This is a genomic window from Parahoeflea alexandrii, assembly GCF_027214025.1.
Taxonomy (GTDB): Bacteria; Pseudomonadota; Alphaproteobacteria; order Rhizobiales; family Rhizobiaceae; genus Hoeflea; species Hoeflea alexandrii_A.
The window spans coordinates 190,405-204,114 of the sequence record NZ_JAPWHB010000006.1 but is presented as its reverse complement, the minus strand read 5'-3'; the positions used below and the strand labels follow the sequence as shown (position 1 = coordinate 204,114).

The following is a 13,710-nucleotide window of genomic DNA, read 5'->3' as shown; positions in this document are numbered from 1 at the left end:
AACTGGAGGCGGCACAATGACCCAACTGTCCGCGGATCCGGCCGAGCAGGCCGCCAAGGAACTGGCGGCGGCGCTGTTTTCCAAGCCGTGGGTGTTTATCCGCGGTGTGCCGTCGTTGAAGTTCCTGCCACCGGAAGGGCCGCCGGAAATCGCCTTTGCCGGCCGCTCGAATGTCGGCAAATCCTCGCTGATCAACGCGCTTGTCGGATCCCATGGCCTGGCGCGGACCTCGAACACGCCGGGACGAACCCAGGAACTGAACTATTTCGTGCCGTCGGGTTATTCAGGCGACGAAGGCGATCTGCCGCCGATGGCGCTGGTCGACATGCCGGGTTACGGCTATGCCAAGGCGCCGAAGGACCAGGTCGATCTGTGGACCAAGCTGGTGTTCGACTACATGCGCGGGCGCTCGACGCTGAAGCGGGTCTATCTGCTGATCGACAGCCGGCACGGCATCAAGAAGAATGACGAAGACGTCATGGACCTGCTGGACAAGGCTGCGATGTCCTACCAGGTGGTGCTGACCAAGACCGACAAGATCAAGGAAGCGGGCGTGCCGCGGCTGATGTCGGAGACCGTGGCCGCGCTGAAGCGCCGGCCGGCTGCCTATCCGGAGATCATTGCGACGTCTTCGGAAAAAGGTTCGGGGATCGCAGACCTGAGGGTTGCGATCGCACTGGCCATCACGCTGTAACGGCCAGGCAATCCGCTGATCAGGCGTTTTCCGCCGGCTTGAAAGTCAAGGCAACGCCGTTGAGGCAATGACGCTTGCCCGTGGGCGGCGGGCCATCATCGAAAATGTGACCGAAGTGACCGCCGCAGCGGCGGCAATGGACTTCCGTGCGCGTGGAGAACAACGACCTGTCCTCCTTGGTGCGGACGGCATTGTCTTCGGCCTGCCAGAAGCTCGGCCATCCGGTGCCGCTGTCGAACTTCGCTTCCGACGAATAGACCGGCAGGTCGCAGCCGGCGCAATGGAACATGCCCTTGCGCTTTTCCTCGTTGAGCGGGCTGGTGAACGCACGCTCGGTGGCTTCCTGGCGCAGAACCGCAAACTGCTTCGGTGAAAGCTTCGCCTTCCATTCCGCTTCGCTCAGCATGATTTCAAACGTTCCTTCCGATGCACGGGCGGGCGCCAGGCGGCCAAACACCGACAGGGCCACGCCGGCAACACCGGCAGTCAAAAGCGCGCGGCGGCTCATTTCTGTCCTGGTTGTCATCGTGTGTCTCCTTTTGGTTGTTGGAATCTAGGTGATCGGGCGGCAAAGCGCCAAGCACATGTCTTCACTTGCCCGTGAGCGCCCCCCGCCCATAGAGAGCGGGAGGCTGTCCGATACGGCACGCCGGCATTTCGATGCAGGGGGCGCGGCGTGCCCGGACATGATGCCAGTCACGGGGGACCGGCTGTCAGGCTCAGCCCTTGGGCAGGAGCACCTTGTCGATGACGTGAATGACGCCATTGGACTGGTCGACATCGGCGATGGTGACGTTGGCCACGCCGCCGGTCTCGTCCTCGATCATGATCTTGTCGCCCTTGTAGGTGACGTTGAGCATGCAGCCGCCAACGGTCTTGACCGGGTGCGCGCCGCCATCATCGTCAACCATCTTCATGATTGCATCCGACATCGCGTCCGCGGCGACGACATGGCAGGTCAGGACCTTGGTCAGCTGGTCCTTGTTCTCAGGCTTGAGCAGTGTGTCGACGGTGCCATCCGGCAAGGCCGCGAAAGCTGCGTTGGTCGGCGCGAACACGGTGAACGGACCTTCACCCGACAGCGTGTCGACAAGGCCGGCAGCCTGGACGGCCGCGACAAGCGTGGTGTGGTCGGCGGAATTGACGGCGTTCTCGACGATGTTCTTGTCGGGGAACATTTCGGCGCCACCGACCATCTTGTTGCCACCATGGCTTGCGGCGAAAGCCAGGCTTGCGCCCGAAAGAAGAACAGCGGCGGCGGCAATGGAGCGAAGAGTATTTTTCATAGTCAGCCTCTTTGTTGTGTTGTCAGGCCGGATCATCCGGGCCCTTCGTCACCCGCCGCGTTTGTTCTGCGGCGGTTAAAGAGGAAGACGGGTGCGTTGCGGGATTAGTTTCAGATTTTCGAAATTATTTTTTGGTCAGCGCGCCGGACAACACCACGGGGCCCGTGGCGACGCCGGTGGGCGAGCCGCCGAGAGGCTCGACGCTGACGGCAAGCAGGGCGCCGTCGGAGACCTTCCTGACGAGGTCCTTGTCCAGCTTGAGCTGCCCGCCGTCGCCGGGAACGAGGCCCAGCGACACCGGTACGCCGTCACCCGGTACCAGCCACAATTCAAGCGACTTGCCGTCATCTGGCGAGAATGCCGCCGGCGTGATGGTGAAGGCGCCCTCCTCCGGGTTGAGCGCCGCGATCAGCCCAACGGAACTGCCCGGAGCGCCCAACTCTGCGACAAGGGAGGGTGCGGGGCCTGTACCCGACGGACCGCGCAGATCGCTCGTATAGATGCCGAAGGCGGCGGCGGCGGCAACCGAGGCAAGCGCCAGCCCGCGCCAGAAGACCAGCGATCCCCAAAGCCCGCCCGCCGGTCTTGCCGCTTCGGCAAACAATCGGGCGTCGATCCGCGCCTTGACGCCTTTGTGCGGCGTTTCGGGTTGATAGGCCTCATCGAGATTTGAGAGATCGGCCTGCCAGGAGGCAACCAGCGCTGCGAAATCGCTGTCGCGGGTCATTCGCTCCTCGACCCTGCGGCGCTCGGCAAGCGGCAGCACGCCGAGCACGTATTCGCCGGCCAGGGCCTCGTCGTCGGGAATTTGCGCACCGGTACTCATCGGTTCAGGCACTCTCTCAGTTTGATCAGGCTGCGCCGCAGCCAGGTTCGCATCGTGTTGAGCGGCACAGCATTCCTGTCGGCCAGCTCCTGGTAACTCAATCCCTCCACATAGGCCGCCACAACTGCCGCGGCCTTGTTCTCCTCCAGTTCACCCAGGCACCGGTCGATGCGCCGGGCTTCGCCGCTCATCAATGCCTGCGCCTCCGGGTCTGGCGACGCATCGGCGACGTCAGGCGCATCGTCATATTCCAGCGTCGCCGGCTGGCGGCTGCGGATCAGGTCGATTGCCTGGTTGCGGGCAATCGTTACCAGCCAGGCCATGGCTGAGGCCTGGTCCACCCTGAAACTGCCGGCGCGACGCCAGATGCGGACATAAACCTCCTGGATTGCATCCTCGGCCTGGGCCCTGTCCTTGAGAATACGGAGCGCCACGCCGAATAGTTTCGCGTTGGTCTGGTCATAAAGTGCGGAAAACGCCTTGCGGTCCCCCAGCGCGGTGCGCGCGATCAGTCCAGAGAGTAATTCTTGACTCATAATGGCTTCGGTTTCTCCGCAAGTTCACCCAACAGATATCATCTTCCGCGATGACTGAAACCCTTTACGAAGAAATTGCCCAAACGGTTGCATGCTTCGCCGGTCCGTCCGGGCAATGTTTGAAGGAGTTATTGAAGCCGGTGCGGATTGCCGCTAAACAGCGCCGGACCTTTTGCCGCTTGTGCGCAATCAAAACCGGGATGCCACGCCAATGTCAGAGACTTCCAGCGACGACGCCGCCACACAGGCCCGCCTGCTCGCCGAAGCGCTGCCTTTCATGCAGCGCTACGAGAACAAGACGGTGGTGGTCAAATATGGCGGTCACGCCATGGGCAACGCCGCGCTCGGCAAGGCGTTCGCGCAGGACATCGCGCTGCTGAAGCAATCGGGCGTCAACCCGATCGTCGTACATGGCGGCGGCCCGCAAATCGGCGCGATGCTGGCGAAGATGGGCATTGAATCGAAATTCGAGGGCGGCTTGCGCGTCACCGACGAGAAGACCGTCGAGATCGTCGAGATGGTGCTGGCCGGATCGATCAACAAGGAAATCGTCGCGCTGATCAATGCCGAGGGCGAGTGGGCGATCGGGCTCTGCGGCAAGGACGGCAACATGGTCTACGCCGAGAAGGCGCAAAAGACCTTCGTCGATCCCGATTCCAATATCGAGCGCGTGCTCGATCTCGGCTTTGTCGGCGAACCGGTGGAAGTCGACCGCACGCTTTTGGACCTTCTGGCCAAGTCGGAAATGATCCCGGTGCTGGCGCCGGTGGCGCCGGGCCGCGACGGCCACACCTACAACATCAACGCCGACACTTTCGCCGGCGCCATCGCGGGTGCCTGCGAGGCATCGCGGCTGCTGTTCCTGACCGACGTTCCGGGCGTGCTCGACAAGGACAAGAACCTGATCGACGAGTTGACGGTCAGCGAAGCCAGGGCGCTGATCGCCGATGGCACGATCTCCGGCGGCATGATCCCCAAGGTCGAGACCTGCATCGAGGCGATCGAGCGGGGAGTGAAAGGCGTGGTCATCCTCAACGGCAAGACGCCGCATGCGGTGCTGCTGGAGCTGTTCACCGCCCACGGTGCGGGAACCCTGCTGGTTCCGTAAGCCCGGCCAATCCGGAGCCGTTCCGGAGTCAGAGCGCGAACAGACCGACAGGCCGCATCCGGCCTTCGTGCCTGAGCAGCCATTTCTTGCGCCACAGCCCGCCGCCGAAGCCGGTGAGAGATCCGTCCGAACCGATGCAGCGGTGGCAGGGAATGACCACCGGAATGGGATTGGTGCCGCAATATTTGGCGACCACGCGTACCGCCTCGATGGTGGCCGTATCGCGGGCAATATCGCCATAGGAGCAGGTCTCGCCGAGCGGCACCTGCATCAGCCGCTCCCAGACCTTGCGTTCGAGCGCATTGCCCTCGATCCTGAGTGGGGTCCGGAATTCGGCGCTCTCGCCGGCAAAATAGGCTTTCAACTCGGCCTCGATTTGCATCAGCGGCGCGTTTCCGACCGGACGCCTCGGCATTTCAGGCTTGTCGCTATCGTCATGAAATTCCAACCCGAGCAGATGGGTCTCGTCGGCAACCGCCCGCATCGGGCCGATCGGCGTTTCAATCCACAGCACAGAATGCTCCGGGCGATGTTCGTCCATGGCGTCTCTCCTGAAGCCACACGGAATCGTTGAATGCTAGCCGCATCCGCCACGGCGCTCAATCCGGCCCGATGCGTCCGATCCTTCGCAAGCACGGAATTTGTCCCGCGGGAAATCTGCGCGTTGCGAGAAAAGATGCAGAAAGGCGCTTGACCTGAACCGCACTCCAGCCCGTAGGCTTTGTCCACACTGGCAATCGGAGAACAGCTGATGATGAAAAAAATGCAAGGCGGCGCGGCGGCATGAAGATCGGAAAGCTGTCCGAGCTGACCGGACTGAGCATCGATACGCTGCGATACTATGAAAAGATCGGGTTGATCGATCCGCCGTTCCGCAAGGGCGGACAACGGCTATACGACCCCGACGCCGTGCGCTGGATCGATTTCCTGAAGGCGCTCAAGGCGACCGGCATGAGCCTAGATGACATGAAGCGCTACGCGCTGATGCGAGCCAAGGGCAATGCCACGTCCGCCAACCGCCGCGTCATGCTGGAAAATCAGCATGCGCTGGTGCTTGAGCGGATCGAGGAGCTCACCGCCTGCGCGGCGCTGCTTGAGTACAAGATTGCCAATTACCACGAGATCGAAGCCAGGCATGAGCTTGATGATAAAAAGAGGTATTTGAAATGACCCTGGAAAACGCCCCCACCGAACTCAAGCCCGAAACCGCGCTCGAGCGCGGCCGCGCTATCGTCGCCCAAATCAATCCCGGCCTCGAAGCAGCGCTGGCCGGCAAATACGATGCGCTGTTTCCGGACTTCGCCGAAACCCTGGTCGAGTTTGCCTATGGCCGGCTTTATGCCCGCGAAGGGCTGGATCTGAAAACCCGTCAGATCGCCACGGTCGCGGCTCTGACAGCGCTTGGCGGACAGACCGGCCCGCAATTGCGCGTCAATCTCGAACACGCGTTGGCGGCGGGCGCGAACCGGCGCGAACTGCTCGAGGTCATCTTGCAGATGTCGGTTTACGGCGGCATGCCGGCGGCCATCAACGGCATGAACGTGGCCATGCAATTGTTCGAAGAGCAGGACGCTCTGGCCTCCTGACCTTGCCTTGCCGGCAGGTTTCGCCTGTCCGGGCCCATCGCGGCCGAAGCTACCTCGGCCTGACGCTCAGACCGGTCGTCACGCCGAGGATGGTGTCGCCGAGGCCGGTTCCGAAGCGCCGGGACTGCGCATCGAACGTATCGCGGGCTTTGGGATCGAGAATGGCGATCGGGGCCGAAATCGCCATGCCTGCGGCCGAGCCCACCGTATTGGACACGGACATGGCTGTGGCGCCAAGTTCAGCGCCAAGGCCGAGATCCTGCTCCGTCACGGCCTGACCATCGATCAGCCGCTGTCCCAGAAGTTTGACGACCTCCGGGCTTTCGGCGAACTTGGAATGATTGAGACTGTCGCCGACCTGCAAGGCGGACAGATCGAGAACCGTGATGCCTCCGCTTTCGAACTCGTCGCGATAGACGGGATTGGAAATGTCGATCTGTCCAAGCCGGTCGACATTGCCGGATATCCGGCGCGACAGTGTCAGGGCCCGGTCATCCTTGGAGACAAAGACGGTGAATTTCGGCCGCTTCGGCCCCATGTCGGCCAATTGCTGGCGGAAGACATCCACGTCGAGGTCGGGCGATGCGAGGATGACATTGCTGATCTTGGAGGGCACGCCCTTGTTTCGGATCGCCATCTGGCGCAGCGATTCCATGGTCAGCCAGGTGCCCATGGAATGGGCGAGGATAGTGATGTCCCTGATTTCCGGCGCTTCGGCAGCGCCGGCCAGAAGCGCCTCCAGCGCCGAGCGGGAATAGTTGGTGCTTTCCTTGTCATATCCGTAATCGAACACGGAGCCGCGCGACGGCCAGGTGAACATCACCGGAGCGGCGTCGGTGTTGCTGTCATGGGCGATCTGGGCAAAGCGGTAGACGGCGCTTTCATAGCGGGTGTTGAAGCCGTGCACGAAGATCAGCAGACGCCCGGTCGATGATCTGTTGCGCTGATACCAGGCCTTCACACTTTCGATGGTGGTGAAGGGCTTTGCCGACAGCGTGGCAAACTCGCGCGACGGGTTGGCCGGCAGCTTCTTCGGCCATTGCACCTCGCCGACCTTGCGGTTGGCTTCGGGCGGGATCGAGATCACCAGTTCATTGAAGTCGATCGCATCACCGCGCTCACCGGTGTAGAGCAGGCCGGGATTTTCTGACGGCGCACGGGTGGTGGCGACCATGATCGAGACCGCTGTCGCGTCCGCATCCGTCTGCGCAATGGGTGACAACACCCCTTCCGGCGGGCTGGCGCAACTCATCAGAAACCCCGCAAGCAGCAAGGAGCCGACGCGCGCCGGTTGCCGCAATCGCAGGACCGGGAGTTTCATCATCTGCAGGCACCGTGCGGGCATAGAGTTTCCGTTCCCGTTCCATGGCCGGCTTCAGACCGTGCGCCGCCGCCATCCCGCGGTTCAGACCATCAACAGCACAAGGATCCCCGCTACAATAAGGATGCAGCCGGCAATCTCGAGCCTGTTGACGTGTTCCTTGAAGACTAACACCGACGAGGCGAATGTGAAAATCATTTCGACCTGCGCCAGGGCCTTGACCGCGGCCGCCGATTGCAGCGTCATCGCCATGAACCAGCCGAACGAGGCGGTGGCGCCAACCAGACCGACCATCGCCGAGATCTTCCAGGCCGCGCGGACCCTCGCCAGTTCGCCCGGGGATTTCAGTCCCATCCAGACCAGCATGATGACCGTCTGCAGCACGATCGCCACAAGCAGTGTGACCGCGGCCTGCATCATGAAATTCGGCCCGCCCAGCGACAGCGAGGCTGCACGGTAGCCGACGGCCGCGATCCCGAAGACCGTTCCCGACGCCAGGCCGAGAGCCGCCGTTCGGGAGAACACCGAGCGCAGCAATGCCGGTGCGCCCGAGGCCGAACGCGCAATCGAAATCAGCACCACGCCGACCAGGCTGATGGCGATGGCTGCCAGCGTTCCGGCGCTGACGCGGTCACCCAGGAAGATCAGTCCGAACAGCGCCGCCTGTGCCGGTTCGGTGCGCGAATAGGCAGTGCCCACCGTGAAATTGCGGTGGCTGAACATCTGGATCAGTAGCGCCTGGGCGGTGATCTGGGCCACTGCCGCAAGGACAACCCATCCGAAAAACGGAAGATTGAGCCTGGGCAACGGATATCCGACGCCAAAGGCAAGCAGTGCCACGAAGGCGAGCGCGAACGGCACCCCGAAGCCGAAGCGGACAAAGGTCGCGCCGCTGGTGCCCATCACACCCTTGAGGTGCTTCTGCAACACCGAGCGGATGTTCTGCAGGAACGCAGCGCCAATGGTTATGAGAACCCAGGTTTCCATCTTGATGCGGCAGGTCCTGTTTCAGGGAGCAGATACGGCACGTCCCGCCTTCCTGGCTATCAAAGCCGGGCCGGCCGAAACAAGATCAACGGTCTAGCAGCCCGGAACGCGGCGCGACAAGCCTGGTGAAGGGGAAATCCGGTGACAGGAACCGCGCGCTATGCCGCGCGGGTCGCCTTGTCGCCCATGACCACGCGATTGCGCCCGCCACGCTTGGCAAGGTAAAGCTGGCTGTCGGCCTCGCGCATGATTTCCTTGGAGCGCGACTGCGGCCCGAAGGCGGTCCCGCCAATGCTGACGGTCACCTTGAGCGGGCTGCCGTCAGCGGTGGAGAGAGAGATGTTCTCGACATTGGCGCGTACGCGCTCGGCGATCAGCGCCGCTCCTTCAGCGCTGGAATCCCTAAGGACGATGGCAAATTCCTCTCCGCCAATGCGGGCGCCGAGATCCGTGCTCCTGATCGATCCGGCGATCGCCTGTCCCACGGCAAGCAGGGCGCGGTCTCCCGCGTCGTGGCCATGCAGATCGTTGATCTGCTTGAAATGATCGGCATCGATCATCAGCAGGAAGCCCGAGTCCGACTGGCGCTTGAGTTCCGACAGGTGGGCAAGAAACCGTTCGCGGTTGGCAAGCCCGGTCATCGCGTCGTGACTTGCCCGATGCTCGAGGTCCTCGTGCGCCGCCTTCAGCCTGGTGTGAATTTCGGACAGGTTGCGGTGTGCTTCGCCCAGCGCCCTGTGCGCGGCCTGGAGCTCCAGGGTCTGCCGGCAAAACACATAGGTTGCCGGCGGGGTTACCAGCAGCGGGCAAAAGCCGGCAATGGCAAGCGCCAGGGTCATGGCCCCCGTCTGGCCGGTCAACACCATGATGAAAGCCGTTATCGACAGGGACAGAACAACAGAACAGGCGGTGAGCAGGGTCATCTTCCTGAACAGGGCAAGGGAAATCGTCGGCGGCTTGCCGGTAGGCTGCATGGATCGCTCTTCCTGGTGTTGTGACGCGCGATGCATCGCAGGATAGTTTTGACAGCAGGTATACAGAGTAGGTAAATCTGCTGTTTACAATTGACGGCGATGTTCCAGATTGAACCATACCGACCGTTCCAGGACAGGATTGAAGTTTTCATGCCCCATAAATCGGCCCTGCCCGATCCCCAGGCCTTTGCCCATGTCAGCGAATGGGTGTTCGATCTCGACAACACGCTCTACCCGCGTCACATCGACCTGTTCTCGCAGATCGACAAGAAAATGACCGAGTATGTCCGCAATCTTCTCGGCCTCGATCATGACGCCGCACGCGGAATCCAGAAGAAGTATTACCGCGAGCACGGCACCACGCTGCAGGGCCTGATGCTGCATCACGGCATCGACCCGAACGATTTCCTCGAGAAGGTGCACGACATCGACTACACGTGGATCAAGCCGGATCCGGCGCTGGGCGAGGCGATCAAGGCGCTGCCGGGCAGAAAATTCATCTTCACCAATGGCGACACGCCGCATGCCGAGCGGACGGCGCGGGCGCTGGGGATTCTCGATCATTTCGACGATATCTTCGATATCATCGCCGCGGACCTTCTGCCCAAGCCGGCGCCCGAAACCTATGACCGGTTTCTCTCAAGGCATGGCGTACACAAGGACAAGGCGGCGATGTTCGAGGACCTGCCGCGCAATCTGCTGGCGCCGCATGCGCTGGGAATGCGGACCGTGCTTATCGTGCCCAACAATCTGGATGTGGTGCTGGACGAGGTCTGGGAACACGAGGGCAAGGACGGCGCACATATCGATCATGTCACCGACGACCTTGCGGCCTTCCTGAGCCGGGTCGTTGCCTGACGAGGCAAATCCGGCGGGATCGGAACAGGTCCCTTCCTTTCCAAAATTTAATCTACATTACAGGGCTTTAAGTGGTGATTGGCGGCGGACACGGCCACATTGGGGTGGAAAGCAACGCAACCCCGACAAAGGACACCGCACATGAAAAAGACACTTCTCGCCACACTCGCCGCCGCCCTGATCGCCTCAACCGCAGCGCCGGTGCTGGCCGCGCAGGGCGGTGGACAAGGCAAGGGCGACGGCCCGCGCCATGGTCCGCGCATCGAACGGATGATGGAACGCTTTGACGCCGACCGCGACGGCGCCGTTCTGCTCGAGGAGGTTTCCGCCCATCGCCTTGCGATGTTCGAAAGCGCCGACACCGACAAGAACGGTTCGCTGAGCAAGGATGAGCTCAAGGCCTTCGGCGACATGCGCAAGGAAATGCGCCAGCAGAACCGCGAAGAGCGCCGCGCCGAACGCCAAGGCAAGATGGACGGCCAGCGCATGGGCAAGCACGGCGATCGTGACGGCCGGATGGCCGGCAAGCATGACGGCAAGCGTCAGGGCGAAGGCCGGGGTGACGGTTGGGGCAAAGGCCGCGGCGATCATCGCGGCGGACCGCGCATGGAACGGCTGGACACCGACAAGAACGGTGAAATCAGCCTCGAGGAATTCACCTCGCTCGACACCAGGATGTTCGAGCGCTTCGACCGCAACGGCGACAAGAAGATCGATATCACCGATTTCTACCGCCCGGCCTCTGCCGATAACAACTGATCCTGCCGGATCGCCCCGTCGCCCACATCAGAAGCCAGGCCGGATTTGCTTCCGGCCTGGCTTTTTTTTACGGGGCGGCGGCGATGCCATAGTGAGCGGCGATGACCGACCAGGCTTCGTCGGCGGTATCGACGAAATTGAGCAGATCGAGGTCACCCGGCGAGATGGTGCCGAAATCAGCCAGCGCCTGAAAATCCACGATCGAGTGCCAGAATTCCGAACCGAACAGGATCAGCGGCACATGTTCCATGCGGCCGGTCTGGATCAGGGTCAGCGATTCGAACAGCTCGTCCATGGTTCCAAAACCGCCGGGAAAAATGGTGACCGCCTTGGCGCGCATCAGGAAATGCATCTTGCGGATGGCGAAGTAGTGGAAATTCAGGCTGAACTCGGGCGTCACATATTCATTCGGCGCCTGCTCGTGCGGCAACACGACGTTGAGCCCGATCGAGGCCGCGCCGACATCGTGAGCGCCACGGTTTCCTGCCTCCATCACGCCCGGTCCGCCGCCGGTGCAGATCACGAATTCCTGGCCTTTCGTCGCCAGGGAATGGGTCGAGCACAGCCGGGCGAAGGCACGAGCCTCGTCATAGTAGCGGGATGCGGCAGTCAGGTTCTTCGCCTGGGTCTCGTTCTTGGCGGCCCATGGCTCCTTGCCGGGTTCGGGAATGCGGGCGCCGCCGAACATCACCACGGTGGAGCGGATCCCCGCCTCCATCAGAATCATTTCCGGCTTGAGCAGCTCCAGCTGCAGGCGAACGGGCCTCAGTTCCTCGCGGCACAGAAAATCATCGTCGGCATAGGCCAGCCGGTAGGACGGCGACGTGCTTTGCGGGGTCTTCGGCTGGCGGTCGGCCCGAAGCTTGTCCTGACGGCTGTCGGCAAGCGGATCCCAGACCTGGTTTGTACGTTTGGCATTCATCAGTATGTCCCCGTTTGGCGTTGGCGAAACGACCGGAATTGACCCCGCGCCCAGCCTCGCTTAGGAGAAGTGCAACGGCGCTGGCGGCCCGGCTCGATATCGCCATGACCGAACAGACTAGACGTTGAACCTTAAGGAATCGCCACGATGAAACATGATTTGGCCGCCCTCGCCAGCACGATCGAAACCGCATTCGACAACCGCGATGCCGTCTCCACCTCGACCCGCGGAGAAATCCGCGATGCGGTTGAAACGGCGCTCAATCTGCTCGATCTCGGTGAAGCTCGCGTGGCAACTCGCGGCGACGACGGCACATGGACCGTCAATCAGTGGCTCAAGAAGGCGGTGCTATTGTCGTTCCGGCTGAACCCGATGGAAGTGATCAAGGGCGGCCCCGGCGATGCAGTGTGGTGGGACAAGGTGCCATCGAAATTCGAAGGCTGGAGCGCCAATGAATTCGAACGCGCCGGCTTTCGCGCGGTTCCCGGCTCGATCGTGCGGCGCGGCTCGTTCATCGGCAAGAACGTCGTGCTGATGCCCTCCTTCGTCAATCTCGGCGCCTATGTCGATGAAGGCTCGATGGTCGACGGATGGGCCACGGTCGGCTCATGCGCCCAGATCGGCAAGAACGTGCACCTTTCGGGCGGCGTCGGCATCGGTGGCGTACTGGAGCCGCTGCAGGCCGGCCCGACGATCATCGAGGACAATTGCTTCATCGGCGCCCGCTCGGAGGTGGTCGAAGGCTGCATCATCCGCGAAGGGTCGGTGCTCGGCATGGGCGTCTACATCGGCAAGTCGACCAGGATCGTCAATCGGATGACCGGCGAAGTGAGCTACGGCGAAGTGCCGCCCTATTCGGTGGTGGTCGCTGGCTCGATGCCGTCGTCGGGCACAATGGGCAACGGTGCTGCCGCGCCGAACCTCTATTGCGCCGTGATCGTCAAGACGGTCGACGCGCAGACCCGGTCGAAGACCGGCATCAACGAACTGCTCAGGGACTAGAACTGAATGGCGCGGCGGCCCGGCTCCGGCATGCGCTGGCTTCTGTTCAGCGTGTCCGGCCGGTTGTCGCGCCGGACCTATGCCTGGGCCCTGCTGTTCTGGATGGCGGTGGTGTCGGTCCCGGTTTCGGCCGCGGTCGGCGCCGAACCCGACAGCAATGCCATGACCATGGCCGGTTTCGGCATCATCCTGACCGTTCTGGCGGCTACATGGTCGATTGCAGTGATGAGCATCAAGCGGCTGCATGATGCCGGCCTGCCCGGCATTCTGGTGGGCGTTCTGGTCATTCCCGCCGCGTCCTTCTTCATGCTGCTGATCATCATGCTGTGGCCGCCCACCAAAGGCCCGAACAAGCACGGACCGGCGCCAGACGAGGCCGGCTACTAGCGCGCCTCCTTCGGACTGTATCCGAGCGACAGCCGCGGCCCTTGGCCGTGGCCTACGCGGCAATCGGCGCGGCAGTCACTGCATGCTTTAGTTGTTTCTTTGCGGCAATCATCATTATCCGTGGCTGCGGTTTCATCGGCTCTTTCGGTGTGCTCTTGGTGGTTGCGTCTGTTCCAGACCGAGCAACCAGGAGAGAACGAGATGAACGATTTCTGGGTAAAATTCAAAACAGGCACCACTGCCGACCAGGTTACCAATGGGCTGAAGGCGGTGCCCGCAAGCAACATAAGCTTTGAGAATGATTGCTGGCTGTTCCGCGCCAAATGGGGAACCACACAGCGAAATCTGAACAATCTTCAGGGACGAATAGAGACCGGATCGGGCAGCGGCAGCGTTTTGGCAATCGGGGTTCAGGAGGACGACGACTCCGACAGCGAGTAGAGGCCTCCCGGATCGGCACCTTG

Annotated in this window: 17 protein-coding genes and 1 pseudogene; 9 read left to right on the top strand and 9 right to left on the bottom strand. The window is 62.2% G+C overall.

Going from position 1 to position 13,710, the window contains the following annotated elements; all coding sequences use genetic code 11:
- Positions 1-16 precede the first annotated feature (16 nt).
- A complete protein-coding gene (yihA, locus tag O4H62_RS20170) occupies positions 17-694 on the top strand; it encodes a ribosome biogenesis GTP-binding protein YihA/YsxC (protein WP_269390586.1) in 678 nt (225 codons plus the stop codon).
- A gap of 19 nt (positions 695-713) precedes the next feature.
- On the opposite strand, the gene msrB is transcribed toward yihA, so the two are convergent.
- The 4 genes from msrB to O4H62_RS20150 all read right to left on the bottom strand — a co-directional run bounded on the left by msrB (position 714) and on the right by O4H62_RS20150 (position 3,342).
- On the bottom strand, positions 714-1,220 hold the full coding sequence (gene msrB / locus O4H62_RS20165; RefSeq protein ID WP_430538483.1) for a peptide-methionine (R)-S-oxide reductase MsrB: 507 nt from the start codon (positions 1,218-1,220) through the stop codon (positions 714-716).
- 193 nt (positions 1,221-1,413) lie between these two features.
- Positions 1,414-1,980, bottom strand: a complete 567-nt coding sequence (locus O4H62_RS20160) for a fasciclin domain-containing protein (RefSeq protein WP_269390584.1) — start codon at positions 1,978-1,980, stop codon at positions 1,414-1,416.
- A 124-nt stretch (positions 1,981-2,104) separates the two neighbouring features.
- Entirely contained in the window at positions 2,105-2,806 is a 702-nt protein-coding gene (locus O4H62_RS20155) for an anti-sigma factor (protein ID WP_269390582.1), read from the bottom strand.
- Complete coding sequence (locus tag O4H62_RS20150; protein WP_269390580.1) at positions 2,803-3,342, bottom strand: sigma-70 family RNA polymerase sigma factor; 540 nt, start codon at positions 3,340-3,342, stop codon at positions 2,803-2,805. Before O4H62_RS20150 ends, O4H62_RS20155 begins: the two co-directional genes overlap by 4 nt.
- A gap of 211 nt (positions 3,343-3,553) precedes the next feature.
- On the opposite strand from O4H62_RS20150, the gene argB reads away from it, so the two are divergent.
- Positions 3,554-4,450: an acetylglutamate kinase gene (argB, locus tag O4H62_RS20145; RefSeq protein ID WP_269390579.1), complete on the top strand. Its 897-nt coding sequence runs from the start codon at positions 3,554-3,556 to the stop codon at positions 4,448-4,450.
- A gap of 28 nt (positions 4,451-4,478) precedes the next feature.
- On the opposite strand, the pseudogene O4H62_RS20140 reads toward argB, so the two are convergent.
- Positions 4,479-4,958, bottom strand: a pseudogene (locus O4H62_RS20140) (methylated-DNA--[protein]-cysteine S-methyltransferase); the annotation flags it as partial.
- 275 nt (positions 4,959-5,233) lie between these two features.
- Here O4H62_RS20140 and O4H62_RS20135 point away from each other — a divergent pair.
- A complete protein-coding gene (locus O4H62_RS20135) occupies positions 5,234-5,620 on the top strand; it encodes a MerR family transcriptional regulator (protein ID WP_269390578.1) in 387 nt (128 codons plus the stop codon).
- On the top strand, positions 5,617-6,036 hold the full coding sequence (locus O4H62_RS20130; protein WP_269390577.1) for a carboxymuconolactone decarboxylase family protein: 420 nt from the start codon (positions 5,617-5,619) through the stop codon (positions 6,034-6,036). Before O4H62_RS20135 ends, O4H62_RS20130 begins: the two co-directional genes overlap by 4 nt.
- A gap of 49 nt (positions 6,037-6,085) precedes the next feature.
- Here O4H62_RS20130 and O4H62_RS20125 read toward each other — a convergent pair whose 3' ends face one another.
- The 3 genes from O4H62_RS20125 to O4H62_RS20115 form a co-directional block, all read right to left on the bottom strand.
- Positions 6,086-7,357 (bottom strand): alpha/beta hydrolase, encoded by a 1,272-nt coding sequence (locus O4H62_RS20125; protein WP_269390911.1) that lies wholly within the window; start codon positions 7,355-7,357, stop codon positions 6,086-6,088.
- Between the two features lie 84 nt (positions 7,358-7,441).
- Complete coding sequence (locus tag O4H62_RS20120) at positions 7,442-8,344, bottom strand: DMT family transporter (RefSeq protein WP_269390574.1); 903 nt, start codon at positions 8,342-8,344, stop codon at positions 7,442-7,444.
- A gap of 158 nt (positions 8,345-8,502) precedes the next feature.
- Positions 8,503-9,318 (bottom strand): GGDEF domain-containing protein, encoded by an 816-nt coding sequence (locus tag O4H62_RS20115; protein WP_269390573.1) that lies wholly within the window; start codon positions 9,316-9,318, stop codon positions 8,503-8,505.
- Positions 9,319-9,468: 150 nt separating this feature from the next.
- On the opposite strand from O4H62_RS20115, the gene O4H62_RS20110 reads away from it, so the two are divergent.
- Positions 9,469-10,176, top strand: coding sequence for a pyrimidine 5'-nucleotidase (locus O4H62_RS20110; RefSeq protein ID WP_269390571.1), 708 nt, complete (start codon positions 9,469-9,471; stop codon positions 10,174-10,176).
- A 141-nt stretch (positions 10,177-10,317) separates the two neighbouring features.
- Positions 10,318-10,935 carry a hypothetical protein gene (locus tag O4H62_RS20105; RefSeq protein ID WP_269390570.1) on the top strand — a complete coding sequence of 206 codons (618 nt, stop codon included), beginning with the start codon at positions 10,318-10,320 and terminating at the stop codon, positions 10,933-10,935.
- A gap of 67 nt (positions 10,936-11,002) precedes the next feature.
- On the opposite strand, the gene O4H62_RS20100 is transcribed toward O4H62_RS20105, so the two are convergent.
- The gene (locus O4H62_RS20100; RefSeq protein ID WP_269390569.1) at positions 11,003-11,857 is read right to left on the bottom strand and encodes an LOG family protein; all 855 of its coding nucleotides are present in this window, start codon (positions 11,855-11,857) and stop codon (positions 11,003-11,005) included.
- 147 nt (positions 11,858-12,004) lie between these two features.
- On the opposite strand from O4H62_RS20100, the gene dapD reads away from it, so the two are divergent.
- The 3 genes from dapD (at position 12,005) to O4H62_RS20085 (ending at position 13,687) form a co-directional block, all read left to right on the top strand.
- Positions 12,005-12,859 carry a 2,3,4,5-tetrahydropyridine-2,6-dicarboxylate N-succinyltransferase gene (gene dapD / locus O4H62_RS20095; protein WP_269390568.1) on the top strand — a complete coding sequence of 285 codons (855 nt, stop codon included), beginning with the start codon at positions 12,005-12,007 and terminating at the stop codon, positions 12,857-12,859.
- A 6-nt stretch (positions 12,860-12,865) separates the two neighbouring features.
- A complete protein-coding gene (locus O4H62_RS20090; protein ID WP_269390567.1) occupies positions 12,866-13,246 on the top strand; it encodes a DUF805 domain-containing protein in 381 nt (126 codons plus the stop codon).
- 201 nt (positions 13,247-13,447) lie between these two features.
- On the top strand, positions 13,448-13,687 hold the full coding sequence (locus O4H62_RS20085) for a hypothetical protein (protein WP_269390566.1): 240 nt from the start codon (positions 13,448-13,450) through the stop codon (positions 13,685-13,687).
- Positions 13,688-13,710: the final 23 nt, after the last annotated feature.